Below are 21,568 nucleotides of genomic sequence, written 5' to 3' on the forward strand. Positions count from 1 at the left end.
TTGAGGAGTTCGCAAATGTTGAAACGTACGATCTATTCGCTCGCCATCGTGGCGCTCATCGCCGGTTGCTCGTCGGGCACCAAGCTCAACGAAACGCCGGTCACCGACCGCAGCGGCACGGCCGGCGGCCAGCAAGGCGGCGCAACCGCCGTGGCCCCGGTGACCATCGACCCGAACGCCAACACGGCGCAAGGTCCGGTCGGCGTGGCACGCATCGTGTACTTCGACTACGACAGCTACACGGTCAAGCCCGAGTTCCAGTCGGTGATCGACGGCCATGCGCGCTTCCTCAAGGGCGCCACGCAACGTCGCATCTCGATCGAAGGCCACACCGACGAGCGCGGCGGCCGCGAGTACAACCTGGCCCTCGGCCAGAAGCGTTCCGAAGCCGTGCGCCGCGCGCTCACGCTGCTGGGCGTGAACGACAGCCAGATCGAAGCCGTGAGCTTCGGCAAGGAAAAGCCCGCAGCCCAAGGCTCGGGTGAAGAAGTGTGGGCGCAGAACCGCCGCGCTGAAATCCGCTACACCCGGTGATGCAACCACGTGCCCTGTGGCGAGGCGCGGCCCTCGCCGCCGCCTTGCTCTGCGCGTCGGCCGGCTCGCAGGCCGCGCTGTTCGAGGACGACGAGGCGCGCCGCGCCATCCTCGACCTGCGCCAGCGCGTCGAAGCCATGCGCCAGCAGACCGACCAGCGTCTGGCCGACGAAAATGGCCAGCTGCGTCGCAGCCTGCTCGACCTGCAAAGCCAGATCGAGCAGATGCGCGGCGAACTGGCACGCATGACCGGCCAGAACGAGCAGCTCACGCGCACGCTGAGCGAAATGCAGTCGCGCCAGACCACCATCGACGACAAGCTCAAGCAGAACGAGCCCTCCAAGGTCTCGATCGACGGGCGCGAGTTCAACGCCGATCCGAAGGAAAAGGCCGACTTCGAAGCAGCCCTGGGCGTCTTCCGCTCGGGCCAGTTCGCCCAGGCCCAGACCGCGTTCGCCGAGTTCGTGAAGCGCTACCCGCAAAGCGGCTACAACGCGTCCGCGCTGTTCTGGCTCGGCAATGCGCAGTACGCCACGCGCAACTACAACGAAGCCATCGCCAATTTCCGCTCGATGCTCTCGCTCGCGCCCGACCATGCCAAGGCGCCCGAAGCCGTGCTGTCGATCGCGAACTGCCAGATCGAACTGAAGGACACGCGCGCCGCACGCCGCACGCTGGAAGACCTGACCAAGGCCTACCCGCAGTCGGAAGCCGCACAGGCCGGCCGCGAGCGTCTGTCGCGCCTGCGTTGATGCAATGACCGTTTCAGCGGAGCTTTCCGCTTGAGCGCTTCACCCGAAGCCTCCTCGCTCCCCATGGCCGCCGCGGATGTCCTCACCGACACCGCGGCGCCTGACTTTGCGCGCCGCTTCGGCGGCCTCGAGCGCCTGTACGGCGTGGCCGGTGCCGCGCGCATCCGCCACGCGCATGTGCTGGTCGTCGGCATCGGCGGCGTGGGCTCGTGGGCGGTCGAGGCGCTGGCGCGCAGCGGGGTGGGGCGCCTGACGCTCATCGACCTCGACCACGTGTCGGAGTCGAACATCAACCGCCAGATCCACGCGCTCGATTCGACCGTCGGGCAGGCCAAGGTCGAAGCCATGCGCGAGCGCATCGCGCAGATCAACCCCGAGTGCCAGGTGCTCGCCATCGACGAGTTCGTCGAGCCCGACAACTGGGCTTCGCTGCTCGAGACCGCGCAGGCCGCCCGCGGGCCGGTCCATGCGGTCATCGATGCCTGCGACCAGGTGAAGGCCAAGCTCGCCATCGCCGCCTGGGCACGCACCGTGTCGCGCAGCACCGCGTTCATCACGGTCGGTGCGGCGGGCGGCAAGCGGCAGGCGCACAAGGTCGACATCGACGACCTGTCGCTCGTCACCCACGACCCGCTGCTGGCCCAGCTTCGCCAGCGGCTGCGCAAGCTGCATGGCGCGCCGCGCGAAGGTCGCAAGATCGGCCTGGCCTGCGTGTTCAGCCGCGAGAGCGTGGCACCGCCCGATGCGTCCTGCCAGATCGACGCGGGCGACGGTTCGCTCAACTGCCACGGCGCTACGGATCGGTGGTCAGCGTGACCGCCACCTTCGGTCAATGTGCGGCAGGCTGGGTGCTCGACGAAATTGCGAGAAACACCACGCTATAATCCAAGGCTTTGCTGGATTCAACGTCGGCAAGAAGCAAGAAAAATGGTTCCGGGACGTTAGCTCAGTTGGTAGAGCAGCGGACTTTTAATCCGTTGGTCACTGGTTCGAATCCAGTACGTCCTACCACCGAGCCATGCGAAATATGAAAAGCCAGCTGTCAATCTGACAGCTGGCTTTTTTCTTGGGTCCGACGCGAGAAAGGCGGTCAGGATGCCGGCTGTTGCCTGAGCCGCTTGAGCAGCTCGCGGCCGACGCCAAGCGCAGACGCCGGGTTCTGTCCGGTGATGAGCTCGCGGTCCATCACCACGTTCGGCATGAACGGCGCCTGGTTGCTGCTGTAGGCGCCCCCGGCCTGCTGCAGCGCGGTCTGCGGGTAGAACTTCATCGTGCCGCCCTGCAGCGCCGCCTTCGCAAGCTCCTCTTCCTGGTTGCTGATCACGGTCATGCGGTAGCCGGCGTAGATCCAGTCCGGTCGCTGCTCGACCGTGCCGCCCGCCGCGAGCCGGTTCGTGAAGCCCTGTGCGTCGGGCAAGGTGGAGAGCAGTGCGATCGGGCCGTGGCACACGAGGGCCGTGGTCTTGTGGCGTGCATGAAAGTCCGCGAGCAGCCGGCCCAGCGCGGGGCTGGTCAGCAGGTCCTGCATGGGCGCATGGCCGCCCGGCACATAGACGGCATCGAAGCGGGCGTAGCCGATCTGCGCCACGCGCGACAGGCTGATCACCGGCGAGTCCGTGCGCGAGGTGAGCTTCAGCTTGTCGAGCAGCGCCTTGTGCTGCTTGAGGGCGGCTTCGTCGCCATCGAAATACATCTTGTCGACCGACGACGCGTCCACGGTGGGCGCGTTGCCCTGCGGCGTGGCGAAGGTCAGCTGGTGGCCGGCGTCGAGCAGCAGCTTCACCGGCTGCATCAGCTCGTTCAGATAGAAGCCGGTGGCGAAGACCTTGCCGTCCTTCAGGTCGAGGTGGTCGGCATCCGACAGCACGACCAGCACGTTGGCAGCCTGCGCGCCGAGCGCGGCCAGGCCGAGGGTCGCGACGGCGGCGAGTTTGTGGAGCGAGTTCATGGACGTTCCTTCCTTTCAGTTCTGGCGCAGCAGCAGTTCGCGCATCGCCGCGCCGACACCCGCGGCCGATTGCGGGTTCTGCCCCGTGACGAGCCGGCCGTCGACCACGACCTGGGCCGTCCAGTCGGGCGCCGGGTGGTGGTGCGCGCCGCGTTGCACGAGCGTGGTGGCCAGCAGGAAGGGCACGGTCTGCGCGAGGCCGACGGCGCGTTCTTCGTCGTCGGTGAAGGCGCTGAGGTTCTTGCCCGCGACCAGGTAGGCGCCGTTGCCCAGCGTCACGTTGACCAGCGCCGCGGGGCCATGGCACACCGCGCCCACCACGCCGCCCGCTTCGTAGACCTCGCGGGTCACGCGCGCTGCGTCGGGGCTGGTTGGAAAGTCCCACATCGCGCCGTGTCCGCCGGCAAAGAAGATCGCGCTGTACTTCGAGGCGTCGACATCGCCCAGGCGCTGCGTGTGGCGCAGGGCCTCGCGAAAGCCGCTGTCGTTCCAGTAGCGCGCATTGATCGCATCGCCGAGGTCGAGGCCATCGACCGGCGGTTCGTCGCCCTGGATGGACGCGAGTTCGAAGGGGATGCCGGCTGCTTCGAGCTCGGCCAGCGGGTGGGTCAGTTCGCCGAGGTAGAAGCCCGTCGGCTCGCCGCCGGTGGCGCCCTTGGTGCCATGGCTGGTGAGCACCATCAGGACGGGGCGGATCGACGGGGCGGTGGTGGTGGAAGTCATCTGTAGCTCCTGGTGAAAAGGGGAAGAGGCAGGGCCCTGCGGCCCTCGAGATCGAATGTATTGATTGCCTCTCCGGCGATAAACTGGCCAGTCAGGAAAACATTTGTTCTTCAGGAGACAAGATGAGCCGCCGATTCAATCACCTCGGGGATGTGGAGACCTTCGTCACCGTGGTCGAGAAGGGCTCGATGACGGCCGGCGCCGTGGCGCTGGCGACGACGGCCTCGGTGCTCAGCCGCGCGATCACGCGCCTGGAGGCGCGGCTGGGCGTGCAGCTGCTGCGCCGCACGACGCGGCGCCTGAGCCTCACCGAGCAGGGGCGGCTGTACCTGGAGCAGTCGCGTGCGGCCTTCGCGCTCATCGACGATGCCGAGCGCGCGATGCAGGGGCAGGGCGACGAGCTCACCGGCAGCGTGCGCCTGAGCGTGCCCACCACCTACGCCCATCACCGGCTGCCGGCGCTGTTGCAGCCTTTCTGCACCCGCCACCCGCAGGTGCGCGTGGAGCTGAACATCACCAACCGCAACGTCGACCTCGTGGCCGAGGGCTACGACCTCGCGATCCGCATGGGCCCGTTGCCCGACAGCGGCCTGGTCGGGCGCAAGCTCGAGGACGCGCCGATGTGCCTGCTGGCCGCGCCGGACTACATCGCGCGCGCAGGCATGCCGGCGCGCATCGGTGACCTCGCGCAGCACGCCTGCCTGCCTTTCGTGATGCCCAGCACCGGCCGCGTGGCGCCGTGGATTCTCCAGGAGGACGGGCGCGACGTGGACTGGACGCCGCACGGCAGCCTCCAGGTGTCGGACGATGTGCTGGGCGTGGTTGCGCTCGCGCTGAGCGGGCTCGGGATCTGTCAGACCTACGACTTCATCGCGCGCCCGCTGTTCGCGCAGGGCCGCGCGGTGGAGGTGCTGGCGCCGGCGTGCGGGCGTTCGCGGCCGGTGTCGGTGATCTATGCGCCGCACCGGCGGCTGTCGTCCGCTTCGCGCGCCCTGATCGATGCGTTGGCCGGCGCGCCGGCCTGACGCGGTGCGCGGGGCTCAGCGGTCGAACGCGGCCTGCAGCTCGGCCTTGCTGGTGACGCCGCGGTGCAGCTGGAGCATGAGCAGCAGGCGTGCCTTCTGCGGGCTCAGGTCGCCGGCCATCACCGCGCCGGCCTCGTCGCTGGTCTTGCCGCCACCCACGAAGCCGTAGACCGGGCGCGTGCGGCCGTTGTGCACGCGCGTGGAGACGACCACCGGCACGCCCTTGGACAGCGCGTACTTGAGCGCCTCGAACATCGAGACGTTCATGTTGCCCATGCCCACCGCCTGCACCACGATGCCCTTGGCGCCCTGGTCGACGGCGTAGCGCATCAGCGAGCCGTCGGCGCCGCCGAACATGGCGACGATTTCCACGCGCGGCATCTCGGCGCTGCCGATGTCGATGTGCTGGCGGCGCAGCGGCGCGCGGGTGAAGACGACCTTGTCGTCCCACACCTCGCCCAGGAAACCGAAGTCGCCCGAATTGAAGGTCTCGACATTGGCGGTGTGCGTCTTGGTGACGTTGCGCGCCGCGTTGATCTGGTTGTTCATCGCCAGCATCACGCCCTTGCCGCGCGCTTCGGGCGTGGTGGCGATGCGGATGGCGTTGAGCAGGTTGCGCGGGCCGTCGAAGTCGGGCGACGAGGCATTGCGCTGCGCGCCGATCAGGATCACCGGCTTGTCGGACTTGACGGTCAGGTCCAGCCAGTAGGCCGTTTCTTCCATGGTGTCGGTGCCGTGCGCGATGACGACGCCGGCCACCTCGGGGCGCGCGAGCGCATCGTCGACCGCCTTGGTCAGGCGCGTCCACCACTTCGCCTCGATGTAGTTGGACGACATGGCCGAGAAGTTGTTGACCTCGATGGTGGCGTACTTGCCGGCATCGGGCACCGTCTGCATCAGGTCGTCGCCCGAGATCGCGGGCACCACGCCCTTGGTGACGGGGTCGATCTTCATCGCGATGGTGCCGCCCGTGGCGATGAACTGCACGACGGGTCGCGCTTGCGTCTGTGCCTGCGCCGACGTGGCCACGGCAGCCAGGCCGATCGTCGCGAGTGCCAGTGTCCTCTTCAGTGTCTTCATGGGTTTCCTTGGCGGTGTGAGGGTGCGCGCCGATGCTACGCGACGGCTGCGCCACACCGTGGACGCCAAGGAAGATGTGCCCCGTCGGGCACGCAGGCAGGGCTACGCCGGGGCGTGCCAGTCTTGCGTGGTCTGCGCTGCGAGGTTCACGGCGCCTTCGTGGCAGGGCTGAACCTCCAGGGGATCGCACGGGCTGCTGATCTGGCGCCCGTCGAACTTGATGCGGATGTGCGAATTGCTCGCGCCGGCGACGGTGCCGAGCCGGCCGCCGCAGATGACGCGGGCTCCTCTTTCGAAGCTGACGCCGTAGCGTTCGCGGATGTCCCTGAGGCTCATGTGATTCCCTTTGTTCCCTGTGCTGACAGTGAACGAATCGTCTCTTGGGCCCGCGTGGTACTGCGTAGGTCGCATTCCGTTACACCGTGTAGGAAAGAAGAGGGGTTGACGGAAGGCGGACGCCTCGGGGCCACTGGCGCGCAGAAATGAAAAAGCCCTCGCGAGGAGGGCTTTTGTCGGAATGTGGTCGTGAACTCTTACGCGGTCCACGCTACGGCAAAGATTCGTTTGCGGAAGTCATTGTTGTTTTTCTCGTCGCTATGACTTCGACGCGCTGGTATGAGATTCAGCTTGCCTGGCCAGGCAAATGCCCGATCGTTTCGGGCAACCGCGAATTATATACCAGAAAGAATCGACCCCATCAAAAGCCGCCGCCCGGCGCGCAGCGGTGCAGGCAAAAAAACAGCCCGCACGAGGGCGGGCTGGAAGGTGACTTGCTGGAGGAGGGAGGATCAGAGGTGCAAGCCACCGGGAGAAACCTCACTGTGCCCGGCGAATCTGTACGCAACCTGACCTCGCGAAAAGAGGCCCTTTGGGCCCTCAGTCTTCGTCTTCCCACTTGCCGATCACGGTGCCCAGCACGGTGAAGGGCACGCGCACGGCTTCGTGCGCGGGGTTCAGCGGCAGCAGCCAGCGGCGGCCCGCGTCTTCCTTGTAGACCTTGAAGGTGACTTCGCCACGGATGTCGTCGTCGAGCTTGGCGACCACGCGTTCGCCGTCGTCGGGCGTGGTGTGCTGCGGGTCGACGAAGACGATCGATCCGGCCGGGTAGCTCTTCAGGTGCCCGTGCGGGGAGGTCATGCTGTCGCCGCGCACGCGCAGCGCGTAGGTGCCGGCGCTGTGGTGCGCGATGCAGGGAATCCAGCGTTCGGCCAGCGTGGGCCGGGGCGGCGATTCGGCGCCGCGCCATTCGCCGGCCTGCTCCCACGAGATCAGCGGCACGGTGCCGGGCGTCTGCGGCGCGAAGGCCGGGCCGACGGGCGCGATGCGGGTGACGCGGTAGGGGCCGGGCGGCTCGTGGGCGTTGTCGCGTGCCAGGCGGATCTGCACCTCGTCCCACGGGGCCGGGCCGTCGCCGGTGTCGAGCCAGTTGGGGTCGGCGCGGTAGGCGCGTGCCAGGGCGAGCACGCTCATCGACCGGCTGGTGTCGCCACGCTCGATCTTCGAGATGCTCGACTGCTTGACGCCCGAAGCGGCCTCGGCCTGCTTCTGCGTCATCTTGGCGAATTTGCGTGCGGCCAGGGCACGTGAAGCAATAGTCTCCATGGGGTGGAGATTCAAGCGCAGATGAATATTCGTATTGGACTCTAAAATAGGAAAAAAAGGGAGGATCGATATGAAGCCACGCGAATTGGTGCAGGCGCTGCGAGCGCTCGGATTGACGCAAAAGCAGATCCAGGAACGCACGGGCATTCCGCAGCCCACGGTCAGCAAGATCGGGCTGGGGCGGGTGAGCGACGTGATGTCGCGCCACTACGTCGCGCTGCTGGCCGCCTACGAGCAGCGCATGAAGGAAGAGGCGCTGCGGCCGGCCCCGCACTATGGGCCGCCGCCAGCTGGCGACTGACCCGGAAGTGGCCGGATCAGGCCGGCTTGAGTCGTTCGGCGGGCTCGGGCGGCGTCAGGGCCAGCGTGGTGCTCACGCGCACGCAGTCCTTGATGTGCTGTTCGCCCAGCGCGCGCAGCGCGGCATAGCCGAGCGCGGCCGACACCACCTGCCCGGCGATGGGCACGTACTTGGTGGCCTGCTTGGCGGTGAGGCGGATGCCGGCGTGCCGGGCCAGCTTCATGAGCAGCTCGCGCGTGACGAGCCGCCCCACGAGCAGGGCGCCGAGCGTGGTCGCGGCTTTCTGGATGCGCTCGCGCTGGTGCGGCGCAAGCTTTTCGACCTGGGTGACCGAGAGCCCGAACTCGGCGCTGATCTGCGGCACGAGGCGCGACAGCAGCGCCGCGTCGGCCATCCAGTCGACGCCGGGCAGTGGCACGGCGCTGGCAGCGGCGGCTATGAGGGCCTTGCGGCCGATCAGGCGCCGGCTGCGGTGGATGGCCGCGATGAGTTTTTCATCGCCCCGGGCGAGTTCGATCGAAGAAGGCATGCAGCGTGGCTCCTTGGCGGGTTCCCTGACCTTGCCATGCTACCCGGCCCGCGCAGGCTGGCTGATTGCCAGCCGCGCGCGGCCAAAGGGTTTAGGCGGCCAGCGCTTCGAGCTGGTCGGACAGCGCCAGCCAGCGTTCTTCGAGCTGCGCGATCTCCTCGTTGAGCGCCTTCAGCCGCTTGCCGGCCTCGGCGATCTCGGCGGGCGGCAGCGGTTCGGCCAACTTGGCTTCGAGCGTGCTGCGCTCGGTGCTGGCCGCGGCCATGCGCTCGTCGATCTTCGCGATCTCCTTCTTCAGCGGCTTGGCCTGCTCGCTGCGCTGCTGGCGCTCCTGGGCGTCCTGCTTGCGCTGCTCGGGGGTGTTGCTGCTCTTCACTGGCGCTGCCGCTGCGGCGGCTGCAGCAGCCGCCGCCACGGCGTCCGCTTCGCGCACGGCCACCTTGGCCTCTTCGCGCAGGCGCTTGGACTCGTCGAGCAGGTAGCGCTGGTAGTCGTCCAGGTCGCCGTCGAAGTCGGTGACAACGCCGCGGCCCACGAGCCAGAACTCGTCGCACACCGAGCGCAGCAGCGCACGGTCGTGGCTCACCAGCATCAGCGTGCCTTCGAACTCGTTGAGCGCCACGGCCAGGGCCTCGCGGGTGGCCAGGTCCAGGTGGTTGGTGGGCTCGTCCAGCAGCAGCAGGTTGGGGCGCTGCCAGACCATCATCGCGAGCACGAGGCGGGCCTTTTCGCCGCCGCTCATGGTGCCCACCGGCTGCTTGACCATGTCGCCGCTGAAGTTGAAGCTGCCCAGGAAACCGCGCAGGGCCTGCTCGCCCGTGGCTTCCTTGGCATTGCTGCCCAGCTCGCGTGCCATGCGCACCATGTGCTCCAGCGGGTTGTCCTGCGGGCGCAGCACGTCGAGTTCCTGCTGCGCGAAGTAGCCGATGTTCAGGCCCTTGCCTTCGGTGACCTGGCCGGCCAGTGCGCCCATTTCGCGCGCAATGGTCTTCACTAGCGTCGACTTGCCCTGGCCGTTGGCGCCCAGGATGCCGATGCGCTGGCCCGCCAGCACCGAGCGGCTGACGCCGCGCAGGATGGTCTTGGGCGCCTCGCCTTCAACCTCGTAGCCGAAGCTGGCGTTGTCGATCGACAGCATCGGGTTCGGGATGTTGCCCGGCTCCTTGAACTCGAAGGTGAAGTCGGCTTCGGCCAGCAGCGGCGCCACCTTTTCCATGCGCTCCAGCGCCTTGACGCGGCTTTGCGCCTGCTTGGCCTTGCTGGCCTTGGCCTTGAAGCGGTCGATGAACTTCTGCAGGTGGGCGATCTTGTCCTGCTGCTTGCTGAAGGCCACCTGCTGCTGCTCCATCTGCAGCGCGCGCATGTCCTCGAACTTGCTGTAGTTGCCGCCGTAGCGCGTGAGCTGGGCGTTGGCGATGTGCAGCGTGACGTCGGTCACGGCGTCGAGAAACTCGCGGTCGTGGCTGATGACGATCATGGTGCCGGGGTACTTCTGCAGCCAGGCTTCGAGCCACACCAGGGCGTCCAAGTCCAGGTGGTTGGTCGGTTCGTCGAGCAGCAGCAGGTCGCTCGGGCACATCAGCGCGCGGGCCAGCTGCAGGCGCATGCGCCAGCCGCCCGAGAAGCTGTTGACGGGCTCGTCGAGCTCGTGCGACTTGAAGCCCAGCCCCAGCACCAGCGCCTGTGCGCGCGGCACGGCGTCGTGCTCGCCGGCATCGGCCAGGTCGGTGTAGGCGTGGGCCAGCTCCATGCCGATGTCGGCGTCGTCGGGGTTCTCGGCGTAGGCGGCCTCGATGGCGGCCAGCGTGGCGCGCAGCTCGGTCAGGCGGGTGTCGCCGCCGACCACGAAGTCGGTGGCCGACTCCTCGGTCTCGGGCATGTCCTGCGCGACCTGGGCCATGCGCCACTGCTTGGGAATGTAGAAATCGCCGCCGTCTTCGTGCAGCGTGCCGTTGAACAGCGCGAACAGCGACGACTTGCCGGCGCCGTTTCGTCCCACCAGGCCGACCTTTTCGCCGGGGTTGAGATTGACGGTGGCGCCGTCGAGCAGTTTCTTGGCGCTGCGGCGAAGAATGACGTTTTTGAGAGTGATCATGAGTGAGGAACCGTAGGGGCGATTATCCCGCCCGGCCTTCGGCGACCCGGCGCGAAGGGGCAAAGGCGGACATCGCCCGATGAAAGGGGGCGCAGCCCGGAGGCTGCGTGCAAGGCGGTGAAGCGGGGGCGGCGGGCGTCGCTAACGCACGCCGGCGCCGGCCAGTAGCGCCGTCCGGGTGACCAGCAGCACCTGGTCTTCGCCGGCCGAGGTTTCGAGCCAGACCACCTCGAGCTGCGGAAACGCCGCCTCGAAGTAGTCGCGCTCGTTGCCGATTTCCAATACCAGCACGGCCTGCTCGCTCATGCGGGCGGGCGCGTCGGTGAACAGCTGGCGCACGAAATCCATGCCGTCGGTGCCGCCGGCCAGCGCCAGTTCGGGCTCGGCGCGGTATTCGGCGGGCAGCGCAGCCATGCTGGCGCTGTTCACGTAGGGCGGGTTGCACAGCACGAGGTCGTACGTACCGGGCACGTTCTTCAGGCCGTCCGATTCGATCAACTTGACGCGGGCGTCGAGCGCGTGGCGCGTGACGTTGATGGCGGCCACTTCGAGCGCTTGCACCGACAGGTCGGCCGCATCGACCGTCACGTCCGGGTAGGTGAGCGCCGCGAGCACTGCGAGGCTGCCGTTGCCGGTGCACAGGTCGAGCACGCGTTGCGTGTGTTCGCCCAGCCAGTAGTCGATGCTGCCGTCGGCGATGAGCTCGGCAATGAAGCTGCGCGGCACGATGGCGCGCTCGTCCACGTAGAAGGGCACGCCCTGCAGCCACGCTTCTTTCGTGAGGTAGGCGGCGGGCTTGCGCGTGGCAATGCGCTCGTCGATGAGGGCGGCCACCTTGGCGGCGTCGGCCGGCGACACGGGGGTGTCGGCCACGGCGTCGATGTCGTCCAGCGGCTGCTTCAGGCGCCACAGCACGAGCCAGGCGGCTTCGTCGAAGGCGTTGGCGGTGCCATGGCCGAAGGCCACGCTGGCGTCTTCGAGCCGCTTGGCGCCGGCTTCGATGAGTTCGATGACGGTGCTCATCGGGCGCCTTGCGCAAGCGCCGCGTCGAGCCCGCGCAGCGTGCGCAGGTAGATGTTCTTCAGCGTCTCGATCTCGGCGACGTCGATGTGCTCGTCGATCTTGTGGATGCTGGCGTTCACCGGGCCGCACTCGACGACCTGCTTGCAGATCTTGGCGATGAAGCGCGCGTCGCTGGTGCCACCGCTGGTCGACAGCTCGGTGTCCAGGCCGGTTTCTTCGCGGATCGCCGCCTGCACGGCCGTGACGAGTTCGCCGGGCGTGGTCAGGAAGGGCAGGCCGCCGACGGTCCAGGCCAGCGTGTGGTCGACGCCGTGCGCGTCGAGCACGGCGTGCACACGCTGCTGCAGCGATTCGGGCGTCGATTCGGTCGAGAAGCGGAAGTTGAAGTCGATCACCGCGCTGCCCGGAATGACGTTGCTCGCGCCGGTGCCCGAATGGAAATTGCTGATCTGCCAGCTGGTGGGCTGGAAGTAGGGGTTGCTTTGCGCGTCCCAGCCACCGGCGGCGTTGATCGCCACCAGTTCGGCCAGCGCGGGCGCCACCGCGTGCACCGGGTTTTTGGCCAGGTGCGGGTAGGCGATGTGGCCCTGCACGCCGTTCACCGTGAGCTTGCCGCTCATGGTGCCGCGGCGGCCGTTCTTGATCATGTCGCCGCAGCGCGTGACCGAGGTGGGCTCGCCGACGATGCAGTAGTCGATGGTTTCACCGCGCGCGGCCAGCGCGTTGCAGACGATCACGGTGCCGTCGACGCCCGGGCCTTCCTCGTCGCTGGTCAGCAGCAGCGCCAGCGTGAGGGTCGGGTCGGGCTCGCCCTGCAGGAATTCTTCGATGGAGGTCACGAAGGCCGCGACCGAGGTCTTCATGTCGCAGGCGCCGCGGCCGTAGAGCTTGCCGTCGCGGTGCGTGGGCGTGAAGGGGTGGCTGCTCCACTGGTCGAGCGGGCCAGTGGGCACCACGTCGGTGTGGCCGGCGAAGACCAGCGTCTTCGTGGCCTTGCCGTTGGTGGGGCGGCGCACGGCCCAGAGGTTGGTGACCCGGAAATCGGCCGGGCCGCTCTCGATGGTTTCCAGCGTGAAGCCCAGCGCGGCGAGGCGTTCGCCCAGGATCTGTTGGCAACCCGCGTCGTCGGGGGTGACGGAAGGGCGCGAGATCAGTTGTTCGGCGAGCTGGAGCGTACGGGACATCGAGGGAGCGGGGATTAAGGGGCGGTCAGAACTTCACGTCGAGCGTGATGTCGGTGAAAGTCGGTTCGTCGAGCTGGTCGGTCAGGTCGCGATCCTCGGCCTGCTTCTTGGGCGCGTCGCGGTTCTGCAGGCGCCACATCAGGTTGGTGGGCGAGTCGGCGTTGGCCAGGCCTTCTTCGCGGGTCACGCGTTCCTCGGTGATGAGGCGCGCGATGTCTTCCTCGAAGGTCTGCGAGCCTTCGGCCATCGACTGCTCCATGGCCTCCTTGACGCCGGAGAAGTCGCCCTTTTCGATCAGGTCGGCCACCAGCGCGGTGTTCAGCATCACTTCGAGCGCGGGCACGCGCCCGCCGGCCGGCGTGCGCAGCAGGCGCTGCGACACCACGGCGCGCAGCGCCGAGCCCAGGTCGCCCAGCAGGGTGGGGCGCACCTCGACCGGGAAGAAGCTCAGGATGCGGTTCAGCGCGCGGTAGCTGTTGTTGGCGTGCAGCGTGGCCACGCACAGGTGGCCCGACTGCGCGTAGGCGATGGCGGCCGTCATGGTGTCGCGGTCGCGGATTTCGCCGATCTGGATCACGTCGGGCGCCTGGCGCAGCGCGTTCTTCAGGGCCACCTGCAGCGAGGTGGTGTCGCTGCCCACATCGCGCTGGTTCACCAGCGATTTCTTGTTGGTGTAGGTGAACTCGATCGGCTCCTCGACCGTGAGGATGTGGCCGCTGGCGTGCTCGTTGCGGTAGTCGAGCATCGAGGCCAGCGTGGTCGTCTTGCCCGCGCCGGTGGCGCCCACCATCAGGATCAGCCCGCGCTTTTCCATGATGAGCGACTTCAGGATGTCGGGCAGGTTCAGGTCGTCGAAGCTGGGGATGACCGAGGCGATGTGCCGCACCACCACCGCGTAGCTGCCGCGCTGGCGCATGGCGCTGATGCGGTAGTTGCCGGCGCCTTCGAGGGCGACGGCCATGTTGAGTTCGCCCGTGTTTTCCAGTTCCTGGATGCGGGCTTCGGGCACCACTTCCGACAGCAGCGCCAGCGGCGCGGTCGGCGGCAGCACCTGCGCATTGATGGGCAGGCAGTTGCCGTTGATGCGGATCATCACCGGGGAGTGGGCCGAGAGGTAGATGTCGGAGGCCTTGCGCTCGGCCATCAAACGAAGAATCCGTTCCATCATGTTCATCGGTCTCTCTCCTCGGTGCTGTTTTTTTCTCAGGGAAGAAGCGAACCGGCCGCGCACGTTGAAGCAGGCGGCCGGTGGTGGGTGCGTTTTAGTCGCGCAGCAGGTCGTTCAGGCTGGTCTTGGAGCGCGTTTGCGCGTCGACCGTCTTCACGATGACCGCAGCGTAGGTGCTGTAGTCCTGGCCCGACTTGGTCTTCTTGGGCAGGCTGCCGCTGATGACCACGCTGCCGGCGGGCACGCGGCCGTACGAGATCTCGCCGGTGTCGCGGTTGAAGATGGGGGTGCTCTGGCCCAGGTACACGCCCATGCCCAGCACCGAGTTCTCTTCGACGATCACGCCTTCGACGACTTCGGAGCGCGCGCCGATGAAGCAGTTGTCTTCGATGATGGTCGGGTTGGCTTGCAGCGGCTCGAGCACGCCGCCCAGGCCCACGCCGCCCGACAGGTGCACGTTGGCACCGACCTGCGCGCACGAACCGACGGTGGCCCAGGTGTCGACCATGGAGCCTTCGCCCACGTAGGCGCCGATGTTCACGTACGAGGGCATCAGGATCGCGCCCTTGGCGATGAAGCTGCCGCGGCGGGCCACGGCCGGCGGCACGATGCGCACGCCCGATTCCTTCAGCTCGGCGGCCGACAGGTGCGAGAACTTGGTCGGCACCTTGTCGTAGAAGCCCAGCGAGCCGGCCTGGATCTGCTCGTTGTCCTTCAGGCGGAACGACAGCAGCACGGCCTTCTTGATCCACTGGTGCACGGTCCACTGGCCCACGCCCTGGCGGGTGGCGACGCGCAGCTTGCCGTTGTTCAGCTCGGTGATCACGTGCTCGACGGCGTCGCGCACTTCGGCGGGGGCGGCGGTGATCGAGATGTTGGCGCGGTCTTCCCACGCGGCGTCGATGATTTGTTGCAGTTGCTGTGTCATGGAGAGAGTCTCGGGTGAAAAAGGGCAGGGAAGCGGGGCGACAGGGGGTCAGCGGCGGCCGTCTTTGACGAACCGGACGATGCGCTGGGCGGCCTCGACGCACTCGGCCGTTTCGGCCACCAGCGCCATGCGGATGCGACCGCGGCCCGGGTTGGCGCTGTGGTCGGTGTCGCGCGCCAGATAGCTCCCCGGCAGAACCGTGACATTGTATTGAGCGTAGAGCGCGCGGGCGAAGGCTTCGTCGTCGCCAGTCCACACTTCGGGCACGCCGGCCCAGAGGTAGAAGCTGGCGTCGGGCAGGCGCACGTCGAGCACGGGTTCGAGCAGCGGCGTGACGGCGGCGAACTTGGCGCGGTACTGGGCGCGGTTGTCGACCACGTGCGACTCGTCGCCCCAGGCCGCGATGCTGGCGGCGGCCACGGCGCCGCTCATGGCGCTGCCGTGATACGTGCGGTAGAGCAAAAAGCCCTTGATGAGCGCCGCGTCGCCGGCCACGAAGCCGCTGCGCAGGCCGGGCACGTTGCTACGCTTGGACAGCGAGGTGAGCGCGATGAGGTTCTTGAAGTCGGGGCGGCCGAGCTTCATCGAGGCTTCCAGGCCGCTCAGCGGGGGCTCGTCGCGGAAGTAGATCTCGCTGTAGCACTCGTCGGCGGCGATCACGAAGCCGTGGCGGTCGGACAGCGCGAAGAGCTTCTTCCACTCGTCCAGAGACATCACCGCGCCCGTGGGATTGCCCGGCGAGCAGACGAACACGAGCTGGGTGCGGGCCCAGACCTCGTCGGGCACGCTGTCCCAGTCGACGGCGAAGTTGCGCGCGGGCACGCTGGGCACGTAGTACGGCTCGGCGCCCGAGAGCAGGGCCGCGCCCTCGTAGATTTGATAGAACGGGTTGGGCGACATCACCACCGGCTTCGGGTGGGCGCTGGCGTCGACCACGGTCTGGGCGAGCGAGAACAGCGCCTCGCGCGAGCCGTTGACCGGCAGCACCTGGGTGGCCGGGTCGAGCGTCAGGCTGTAGCGGCGATGCAGCCAATGGGTGAAGGCGGTGCGCAGTTTCAGCTCGCCGGCAGTGGCCGGGTAGGCGGCAAGGGCGCCGAGACCGGCGCTCAAGGCGTCCTTGATGAAGGCCGGCGTGGCGTGCTTGGGCTCGCCGATGCCCAGGCTGATGGGGGCGAATTCGGGGGCGGGCGTGACGCCCGCGAACAGCTGCTTCAGCCGCTCGAACGGGTACGGCTGCAATTTGGCAAGCAAGGGATTCATGCCCCGGATTATCGGCGACGGGCCGGGCGGCCCGCACGCCCCGTGCCCCTTGGCCCGCTCAGCAAAGCGGGCGGTTGAACTGGCCGATCATGTTGGCGAAGTTCTGGTTGTAGCGGTGGGCCGCGTCGACGATGGCCGAGCGGCCCATGCGGGCCATCGCACCGGTTTCCTTGCGCTTGAACACGCCGTCCTTGGCGTCCTTGATCACCGAGCGCGACTGGCCGATGAACTCGTTGATCTGCAGCATGCCGCCGCTGCAGCTCTTGCCGTTCTGGGTCGACTGCTCGCTGGTTTTCTTGCTCCAGCCTGCGGCCGAGTCGGCCACCAGCGCCAGCGAGGCCTCGAAGGCCGCCAGTGCCTGCGGGTCGTTGGGCGCGGCGAACAGCGCCATGGCGTCGGCGTGGTTGAGCTTGCCGTGGTAGATCAGGCCGGCGCGGTAGTAGGCGGCGGTGTCCTTGGGCGCCTTCTCGAAGGCTTCCCTGGTGAGCGCCCGGTCGCGGGCGCTCAGGCCCTTGTCGAAGGCGGCTTCGGCCTGCGCGACGGTGGTGAGCGCGGCCAGGTAGTCGGCGCTCATCTGGCGGGCCTTGTCGCCGTTGTCGGCGAGGTAACCCTTGGAATTGGCGTAGTCGTTCAGCTCGCGGCTCAGGGGCGACAGCACCTTGAGCGCGGCCGAGAAGGCTTTGGCCGATTCGTCGATCTCGGGCAGCGGCGCGGCGATGGCGGCGGCGGCATCGAGCTTCTTCGCCGAGCGGTCGACCAGGATGTCGTTCTGGATGCGCAGGCTGGTGAGCGGCGCCTTGGCCTGCAGCAGCGGCACCTGGCCGGTCACGTAGCTTTCGCGGGCTTCCTGGAACGAGGTGCGCAGGTTGTTCGAGACGTCGACGTAGAGGTTGTACTTCTCGACGAGCTGCTGCTGGTCGTTGCCGGCCGGGGCGGCTGGCTTGGCTTCGGCGGAAGCGGGCGGGGCCGTCTTGTCCGCCTTGTCGCCGCAGCCCGCGACGAGCGCCGACACGGCGACGAGGGTGGCACCCAGCAGGGCTTGGTAGTTCTTCATTCTTTCATTTCCTCCATTGAAAAAAACAGCACGGGCAGGCCGCTGTATGGCGGCTTGCCGGAAAAACATCGTGGGGAGGAGCGCCGCTGCCTGAGGACAGCGGTCGAGGGGGCGGGATGGGTCAGACGGCGGTGGCCGCGCTGCGCCGGTAGAAGGCGAGCGAGCCCGCCAGCGCCAGCAGCATGCCGCCGCAGGCGCGGTCGATCCAGCGCGTGGCCGACACCGTGAGCAGCCGGATCGCACGGGCGCCGACGAAGGCGTAGGCCAGCATCACCGCCATGTCCAGCCCCGCGAAGATCAGCGCAATGATCAGGTACTGCGGCGCCTGCGCGGCAGTCGGGTCGATGAACTGCGGCAGCAGCGCCGAACAGAAGATGTAGCCCTTGGGGTTGGTCACCGCCACGAGGAACGACTTGAAGAAGATGCGCCGGCTTTCGACCGCCGTGACGGTGGCCGCGGCGTCCGCGCTCGGCAGCTGGAAGCCGCCCTGGGAGCGCAGCATGCGCAGCCCGAGCCAGGCCAGGTAGACCGCGCCCACCCACTTCAGCATCGAGAACCAGAACTCCGAAGCCGCCAGCAGCGCGCCCAGGCCGAGCGCCACGGCGCCGACCAGCACGAAGTCGGACAGCACCGCGCCGAGCATGCCCGGCAGCGCCCGTCGCACGCCGTGGCGCGAGCCGTTGCTCAGGGCCAGCAGCACCGTGGGGCCGGGCGTGGCGATGGCGGCGAAGGCCACGATGGCGAACAGCAGGGCGGTGGCGAGCGTCATCGGGGCGTCTTTCTGCGGATGGGTTTCTTCTTCAGATCTTCTTGACCAGCACCTGGCTCTTGCGGTCCCAGTTGTACTTGCGCTTGCGTGCCTCGGGCAGCCAGTCGGGGTTGACCTGCTGGAAGCCGCGCTTGAGGAACCAGTGCATCGTGACCGTGGTGAGCACGAAGATGCTTTCCAGGCCCATGGCCTTGGCGCGGTGCTCGATGCGCTTGAGGATGCGCTCGCCGTCGCCCTGCGACTGCGACTGCGGCGACACCGTGAGCGCGGCCATCTCGGCGGTCTTCGCCTCGGGGTAGGGATACAGCGCCGCGCAGCCGAAGATCACGCCGTCGTGCTCGATGACCGTGTAGTGGCCCACGTCGCGTTCGATCTCGGTGCGGTCACGCTTGACCAGCGTGCCGTCGCGCTCGAAGGGCTCGATGAGCTGCAGGATGCCGCCGATGTCGTCCACCGTGGCTTCGCGCAGGCTTTCGAGCTTTTCGTCGATGACCATGGTGCCGACGCCGTCGTGCACGTAGATCTCGAGCAGCAGCGAGCCGTCGAGCGCGAACGGCAGGATGTGGTTGCGTTCCACGCCGCCCTTGCAGGCCTTCACGCAGTGCTGCAGGTAGAAGGCGGTGTCGGTCGGCTTCTGCGCGGGCGGCAGCGAGGCCAGCAGCTTCTCGGCGGCGGCCAGCGGCAGCTCGGTGTCGATCGGGTTGTCCTCGCTCTCGGGCAGCTCGCTGTCCACGCGGATGCCCGGCACTTCGGTCAGGAAGATCAGCTTGTCGGCCTGGATCGAGATGGCCACGCTGGTCGCCACTTCTTCCATCGTCAGGTTGAAGGCCTCGCCGGTCGGCGAGAAGCCGAAGGGCGACATCAGCACCATCGCGCCGAAGTCGAGCGTGCGGCGGATGCCGGCCGCGTCCACCTTGCGCACCAGGCCCGAATGCTTGAAGTCCACCCCGTCGACCACGCCCACGGGGCGCGCGGTGATGAAGTTGCCCGAGATCACGCGCACCGTCGAGCCGGCCATGGGCGTGTTGGGCAGGCCCTGGCTGAAGGCGGCCTCGATCTCGTAGCGCAGCTGGCCCGCGGCCTCCTGCGCCGAGTCGAGCGCCACGGCGTCGGTGATGCGGATGCCGTGCGAGTACTTCGCCTCGTGGCCCTTGGCCGCCAGCTGCTCGTTGACCTGCGGGCGGAAGCCGTGCACCAGCACGATCTTGACGCCCATGCTCTGGATCAGGGCCAGGTCCTGCGCGATGTTCTGCAGCTTGCCCGCCGCGATGGCCTCACCCGCCAGCGCGACCACGAAGGTCTTGCCGCGGTGCGTGTGGATGTAGGGCGCGACCGAGCGGAACCAGGGCACGAAGGTGAAATTGAAGACGGTGGACATGGGGCGTGATTGTGCATTCTTGGCAAGGTTTTGGTGCAGCGCGTCATGCCAGGGCGCGCAGCAGCCGGCCGGCCCCGGCCGCGGCGGGCGTGCCGCGGGCCTTGAAGGCCTCGAGCTGGTCGGCGTAGGCGTCCAGCGGCTCCACCGCCGCCTCGGCCGCGCCCGCCGGCGCGGCCGGCGCCAGCGGCAGGCCGAGCAGTCCGGCGAGCTCGTCCGGTGCGATCGAACCGTGCGCCATCAGCGCATCGACCACCGCCATGAAGGCGGTGGCGTGCGCTTCGAGCAGGCCCAGCGCGCGGGTGTGTTCGCGCGCCAGGATGGCCTCGATCTCGCGGTTGGTGGCGGCCACGTCGGTGTTCAGGTTGTCGTTCGAATCGGTCGTCACGTCGGTGCGGCTCCAGCGGGTGCCGAAGCCCAGGTGGCGCACGTGGCGCGCCGCCGTCGCGGTCGCCTGCATCAGGTCGCGCTCGGCGCCGGTGGTGCAGCCCGATTCCCCGAACACCAGCCGCTCGGCCGCGCGACCCGCCAGGCTCACGCAGACGCTGTCCAGCAGGTTGCGCTTGGACCAGGCCTTGCGCTTGACGTAGCTGTTGTAGCCGCCCTCGAACGAGGCCACGTTGATGCGGATCTCCTGCGGCGCGCGGCCGAAGAGCAGGGCGTACACCAGGCCGTGGCCGGCCTCGTGCACCGCGAGCAGCGCACGGAAGTCGGCGTTGGCGCGCTGCTTGAGCCGGTTCAGCTCCAGCGCCACCGGGAACTCGCGCCGTGCCAGCCGGAAGCGCGCGACCAGGCGCGGGCCGCCGGGCGTGACCTCGCCGGGGTCGAGCATCAGCCAGACCGGCTCGCTGCCGTGCGCACCCTGTTCGAGCGCCCACAGCGCGGCGTTGACCAGCGTCGCGCTCAGGATCGCGTGGATCGACGAGAACAGCGGCCGCGTGCCCTGCGCCGGGAACACGGCGTTGGCGTAGATCTGCTCGTACACGCTCGCGTCGAGCACGAAGCGCACGCCCGAGCTTTCCTGGATCTCGCTCACGTAGCGGTCGCAGATCGACAGGATCAGGCGCACGTAGGTGGCGCGGCTGAACGAGGGGTAGATCACGTGGTTGTTGCCCAGCCGCGCGACCTGCTCCGGCTTGAAGCGCTCGGCCAGCGCCTTCTTCACGTCGATGAGCGAGAGCTTCTTCGTCAGCGCGTGGAAGATGTCGGCGTCGGTGTCGCAGTCTTCCACCCGCTTGGCGGTCTCGGCGTACATCTCGTCGAGGTTGCCCGAGACGAAGACCAGCAGCTTGGAGTAGTCGGTCTCCCAGTTGTCCTGCGACGCGCGGAAGGCGCGCAGCCGCGCCTGGATCTCGTCGGGCTTCCAGGTCATGATGTCGAGCAGCGACTCGCGCAGCTTCAGGCAGCGCTTGAACTCCTGCGCTTCCCAGGGCGAGAGCTGCAGGCGGCGCTTGCGCTTGGTCTTGCCAGCCTTGGCGCCGTCGTCCTCTTCGTCTTCATCGTCGTCATCGGTGCGGCGGTCCTGGTCGTACTCGGCCCAGGCCAGCGACGACTCGATCTCGCTGAGCACCGACAGCGACGGCGGCAGGCGGCCGTCCGAGAGCAGCGCCCACACGTCCTGGTAGCGCTCCACGCGCGCTTCCTTGCCGCTGGCGTCCACGGTGCGAAAACGCTGGAACTCGTCGAGCACGAGGATGCCGGGCGCACCCTCGGCGATGCCCGACTCGGCCAGCATGGCCGAGATCGAGCCGGCGGTGCGGTGGCCCGAGCCGTGGCTGAAGCCGTCCATCTGCACTTCGATGAAGCGGTCGTAGAAGCCCAGGTGCTGCGCCAGGCGCCGCACGAGTTGGGTCTTGCCGGTGCCGGTCAGGCCCCACAGGCAGATGACGACCGGGCGGCTGATGAGCTGCGGCAGCACGTACCAGGCGCGCAGCGAATCGATCACGCGATCGATGATCTCGTCGATGCCGAACAGCTCGGCCTTCAGCGAATGGGCGATGGCCTGCAGGTGGCGCGTGCGCTCGGCCAGCGTGGTGTGCAGGTCACGGGAAATGTCTGGATGCGACATGAGGTTCTTTTTTCTTCGAATGATTCGGGACACGGAAACAGGAATGCGGCCGCTGCTCCACGCGAGATGCGAGGAGGGCGGTGGTGCAGGCGCTGTGCGGGTCAGGCTGGCGCGCTTCGACCGAAGTGAAGCGCGAGCGGTGGGCGTTCA

20 protein-coding genes, 1 tRNA gene and 1 pseudogene are annotated in these 21,568 nt (G+C 67.9%); 6 read left to right on the top strand and 16 right to left on the bottom strand.

Annotated elements, in window-relative coordinates; all coding sequences use genetic code 11:
• Positions 1-15: 15 nt before the first annotated feature.
• The 4 genes and pseudogenes from pal to AC07YS_RS14470 all read left to right on the top strand — a co-directional run bounded on the left by pal (position 16) and on the right by AC07YS_RS14470 (position 2,297).
• A complete protein-coding gene (pal, locus tag AC07YS_RS14455; RefSeq protein WP_062470142.1) occupies positions 16-534 on the top strand; it encodes a peptidoglycan-associated lipoprotein Pal in 519 nt (172 codons plus the stop codon).
• A complete protein-coding gene (gene ybgF, locus AC07YS_RS14460; protein ID WP_095745430.1) occupies positions 534-1,286 on the top strand; it encodes a tol-pal system protein YbgF in 753 nt (250 codons plus the stop codon). The genes pal and ybgF overlap by 1 nt, the downstream gene beginning before the upstream one ends.
• A 63-nt stretch (positions 1,287-1,349) precedes the next feature.
• Positions 1,350-2,170: pseudogene (locus AC07YS_RS14465) on the top strand (tRNA threonylcarbamoyladenosine dehydratase).
• Between the two features lie 51 nt (positions 2,171-2,221).
• Positions 2,222-2,297 (top strand) — tRNA-Lys (locus AC07YS_RS14470).
• Positions 2,298-2,376: 79 nt separating this feature from the next.
• Here AC07YS_RS14470 and AC07YS_RS14475 read toward each other — a convergent pair.
• Together AC07YS_RS14475 and AC07YS_RS14480 are read right to left on the bottom strand one after the other, a co-directional pair.
• Complete coding sequence (locus AC07YS_RS14475; protein WP_495268281.1) at positions 2,377-3,234, bottom strand: type 1 glutamine amidotransferase domain-containing protein; 858 nt, start codon at positions 3,232-3,234, stop codon at positions 2,377-2,379.
• A gap of 15 nt (positions 3,235-3,249) precedes the next feature.
• Positions 3,250-3,957, bottom strand: a complete 708-nt coding sequence (locus tag AC07YS_RS14480) for a type 1 glutamine amidotransferase domain-containing protein (protein ID WP_495268282.1) — start codon at positions 3,955-3,957, stop codon at positions 3,250-3,252.
• A 122-nt stretch (positions 3,958-4,079) separates the two neighbouring features.
• On the opposite strand from AC07YS_RS14480, the gene AC07YS_RS14485 reads away from it, so the two are divergent.
• The gene (locus AC07YS_RS14485; protein ID WP_495273772.1) at positions 4,080-4,982 is read left to right on the top strand and encodes a LysR family transcriptional regulator; all 903 of its coding nucleotides are present in this window, start codon (positions 4,080-4,082) and stop codon (positions 4,980-4,982) included.
• A gap of 15 nt (positions 4,983-4,997) precedes the next feature.
• Here the strand turns inward: AC07YS_RS14485 and AC07YS_RS14490 are convergent, their stop codons facing one another.
• From AC07YS_RS14490 to AC07YS_RS14500, 3 genes are all read right to left on the bottom strand, one after another.
• Positions 4,998-6,062 carry an asparaginase gene (locus tag AC07YS_RS14490; RefSeq protein ID WP_159271705.1) on the bottom strand — a complete coding sequence of 355 codons (1,065 nt, stop codon included), beginning with the start codon at positions 6,060-6,062 and terminating at the stop codon, positions 4,998-5,000.
• Between the two features lie 102 nt (positions 6,063-6,164).
• Positions 6,165-6,398 carry a hypothetical protein gene (locus tag AC07YS_RS14495; protein WP_369628980.1) on the bottom strand — a complete coding sequence of 78 codons (234 nt, stop codon included), beginning with the start codon at positions 6,396-6,398 and terminating at the stop codon, positions 6,165-6,167.
• A 540-nt stretch (positions 6,399-6,938) separates the two neighbouring features.
• Positions 6,939-7,664 (bottom strand): helix-turn-helix domain-containing protein, encoded by a 726-nt coding sequence (locus AC07YS_RS14500; protein WP_083259139.1) that lies wholly within the window; start codon positions 7,662-7,664, stop codon positions 6,939-6,941.
• 70 nt (positions 7,665-7,734) lie between these two features.
• Here AC07YS_RS14500 and AC07YS_RS14505 point away from each other — a divergent pair, with 70 nt between their 5' ends.
• A complete protein-coding gene (locus AC07YS_RS14505) occupies positions 7,735-7,965 on the top strand; it encodes a helix-turn-helix domain-containing protein (protein ID WP_062470169.1) in 231 nt (76 codons plus the stop codon).
• A 16-nt stretch (positions 7,966-7,981) separates the two neighbouring features.
• Here AC07YS_RS14505 and AC07YS_RS14510 read toward each other — a convergent pair whose 3' ends face one another.
• The 11 genes from AC07YS_RS14510 to AC07YS_RS14560 all read right to left on the bottom strand — a co-directional run bounded on the left by AC07YS_RS14510 (position 7,982) and on the right by AC07YS_RS14560 (position 21,418).
• Positions 7,982-8,494: a hypothetical protein gene (locus tag AC07YS_RS14510; RefSeq protein WP_495268284.1), complete on the bottom strand. Its 513-nt coding sequence runs from the start codon at positions 8,492-8,494 to the stop codon at positions 7,982-7,984.
• A gap of 91 nt (positions 8,495-8,585) precedes the next feature.
• Positions 8,586-10,589 (bottom strand): ABC-F family ATP-binding cassette domain-containing protein, encoded by a 2,004-nt coding sequence (locus AC07YS_RS14515; RefSeq protein WP_495268285.1) that lies wholly within the window; start codon positions 10,587-10,589, stop codon positions 8,586-8,588.
• Between the two features lie 141 nt (positions 10,590-10,730).
• On the bottom strand, positions 10,731-11,612 hold the full coding sequence (gene prmB, locus AC07YS_RS14520) for a 50S ribosomal protein L3 N(5)-glutamine methyltransferase (RefSeq protein WP_495268286.1): 882 nt from the start codon (positions 11,610-11,612) through the stop codon (positions 10,731-10,733).
• Entirely contained in the window at positions 11,609-12,796 is a 1,188-nt protein-coding gene (gene dapE, locus AC07YS_RS14525) for a succinyl-diaminopimelate desuccinylase (protein ID WP_495268287.1), read from the bottom strand. The genes prmB and dapE overlap by 4 nt, the downstream gene beginning before the upstream one ends.
• Before the next feature lie 25 nt (positions 12,797-12,821).
• Positions 12,822-13,970 (bottom strand): PilT/PilU family type 4a pilus ATPase, encoded by a 1,149-nt coding sequence (locus tag AC07YS_RS14530; protein WP_062470184.1) that lies wholly within the window; start codon positions 13,968-13,970, stop codon positions 12,822-12,824.
• A gap of 88 nt (positions 13,971-14,058) precedes the next feature.
• A complete protein-coding gene (gene dapD, locus AC07YS_RS14535) occupies positions 14,059-14,892 on the bottom strand; it encodes a 2,3,4,5-tetrahydropyridine-2,6-dicarboxylate N-succinyltransferase (RefSeq protein WP_095745420.1) in 834 nt (277 codons plus the stop codon).
• Between the two features lie 48 nt (positions 14,893-14,940).
• Complete coding sequence (gene dapC / locus AC07YS_RS14540) at positions 14,941-16,152, bottom strand: succinyldiaminopimelate transaminase (RefSeq protein WP_495268288.1); 1,212 nt, start codon at positions 16,150-16,152, stop codon at positions 14,941-14,943.
• Between the two features lie 58 nt (positions 16,153-16,210).
• The gene (locus tag AC07YS_RS14545; protein ID WP_495268289.1) at positions 16,211-17,206 is read right to left on the bottom strand and encodes a DUF3829 domain-containing protein; all 996 of its coding nucleotides are present in this window, start codon (positions 17,204-17,206) and stop codon (positions 16,211-16,213) included.
• Between the two features lie 121 nt (positions 17,207-17,327).
• Positions 17,328-17,975, bottom strand: a complete 648-nt coding sequence (locus tag AC07YS_RS14550; protein WP_062470196.1) for a LysE family translocator — start codon at positions 17,973-17,975, stop codon at positions 17,328-17,330.
• Positions 17,976-18,006: 31 nt separating this feature from the next.
• On the bottom strand, positions 18,007-19,353 hold the full coding sequence (gene argA / locus AC07YS_RS14555; RefSeq protein ID WP_062470199.1) for an amino-acid N-acetyltransferase: 1,347 nt from the start codon (positions 19,351-19,353) through the stop codon (positions 18,007-18,009).
• 43 nt (positions 19,354-19,396) lie between these two features.
• The gene (locus AC07YS_RS14560; protein ID WP_495268290.1) at positions 19,397-21,418 is read right to left on the bottom strand and encodes an AAA family ATPase; all 2,022 of its coding nucleotides are present in this window, start codon (positions 21,416-21,418) and stop codon (positions 19,397-19,399) included.
• Between the last annotated feature and the right edge of the window lie 150 nt (positions 21,419-21,568).

This window comes from Variovorax sp. GW458-11-26-14-LB1, from assembly GCF_059423965.1.

What these genes read in the sequence shown, in the direction of transcription:
- prmB (WP_495268286.1), bottom strand. Translation starts at nt 11,612, where the DNA reads ATGAGCACCGTCATCGAACTCATCGAAGCCGGCGCCAAGCGGCTCGAA.
- AC07YS_RS14560 (WP_495268290.1), bottom strand. Translation starts at nt 21,418, where the DNA reads ATGTCGCATCCAGACATTTCCCGTGACCTGCACACCACGCTGGCCGAG.
- AC07YS_RS14495 (WP_369628980.1), bottom strand. Translation starts at nt 6,398, where the DNA reads ATGAGCCTCAGGGACATCCGCGAACGCTACGGCGTCAGCTTCGAAAGA.
- AC07YS_RS14545 (WP_495268289.1), bottom strand. Translation starts at nt 17,206, where the DNA reads ATGAAGAACTACCAAGCCCTGCTGGGTGCCACCCTCGTCGCCGTGTCG.
- ybgF (WP_095745430.1), top strand. Translation starts at nt 534, where the DNA reads ATGCAACCACGTGCCCTGTGGCGAGGCGCGGCCCTCGCCGCCGCCTTG.
- dapE (WP_495268287.1), bottom strand. Translation starts at nt 12,796, where the DNA reads ATGTCCCGTACGCTCCAGCTCGCCGAACAACTGATCTCGCGCCCTTCC.
- dapC (WP_495268288.1), bottom strand. Translation starts at nt 16,152, where the DNA reads ATGAATCCCTTGCTTGCCAAATTGCAGCCGTACCCGTTCGAGCGGCTG.
- AC07YS_RS14475 (WP_495268281.1), bottom strand. Translation starts at nt 3,234, where the DNA reads ATGAACTCGCTCCACAAACTCGCCGCCGTCGCGACCCTCGGCCTGGCC.
- AC07YS_RS14530 (WP_062470184.1), bottom strand. Translation starts at nt 13,970, where the DNA reads ATGAACATGATGGAACGGATTCTTCGTTTGATGGCCGAGCGCAAGGCC.
- AC07YS_RS14515 (WP_495268285.1), bottom strand. Translation starts at nt 10,589, where the DNA reads ATGATCACTCTCAAAAACGTCATTCTTCGCCGCAGCGCCAAGAAACTG.
- AC07YS_RS14485 (WP_495273772.1), top strand. Translation starts at nt 4,080, where the DNA reads ATGAGCCGCCGATTCAATCACCTCGGGGATGTGGAGACCTTCGTCACC.
- AC07YS_RS14500 (WP_083259139.1), bottom strand. Translation starts at nt 7,664, where the DNA reads ATGGAGACTATTGCTTCACGTGCCCTGGCCGCACGCAAATTCGCCAAG.
- AC07YS_RS14510 (WP_495268284.1), bottom strand. Translation starts at nt 8,494, where the DNA reads ATGCCTTCTTCGATCGAACTCGCCCGGGGCGATGAAAAACTCATCGCG.
- AC07YS_RS14480 (WP_495268282.1), bottom strand. Translation starts at nt 3,957, where the DNA reads ATGACTTCCACCACCACCGCCCCGTCGATCCGCCCCGTCCTGATGGTG.
- pal (WP_062470142.1), top strand. Translation starts at nt 16, where the DNA reads ATGTTGAAACGTACGATCTATTCGCTCGCCATCGTGGCGCTCATCGCC.
- AC07YS_RS14550 (WP_062470196.1), bottom strand. Translation starts at nt 17,975, where the DNA reads ATGACGCTCGCCACCGCCCTGCTGTTCGCCATCGTGGCCTTCGCCGCC.
- argA (WP_062470199.1), bottom strand. Translation starts at nt 19,353, where the DNA reads ATGTCCACCGTCTTCAATTTCACCTTCGTGCCCTGGTTCCGCTCGGTC.
- AC07YS_RS14505 (WP_062470169.1), top strand. Translation starts at nt 7,735, where the DNA reads ATGAAGCCACGCGAATTGGTGCAGGCGCTGCGAGCGCTCGGATTGACG.
- AC07YS_RS14490 (WP_159271705.1), bottom strand. Translation starts at nt 6,062, where the DNA reads ATGAAGACACTGAAGAGGACACTGGCACTCGCGACGATCGGCCTGGCT.
- dapD (WP_095745420.1), bottom strand. Translation starts at nt 14,892, where the DNA reads ATGACACAGCAACTGCAACAAATCATCGACGCCGCGTGGGAAGACCGC.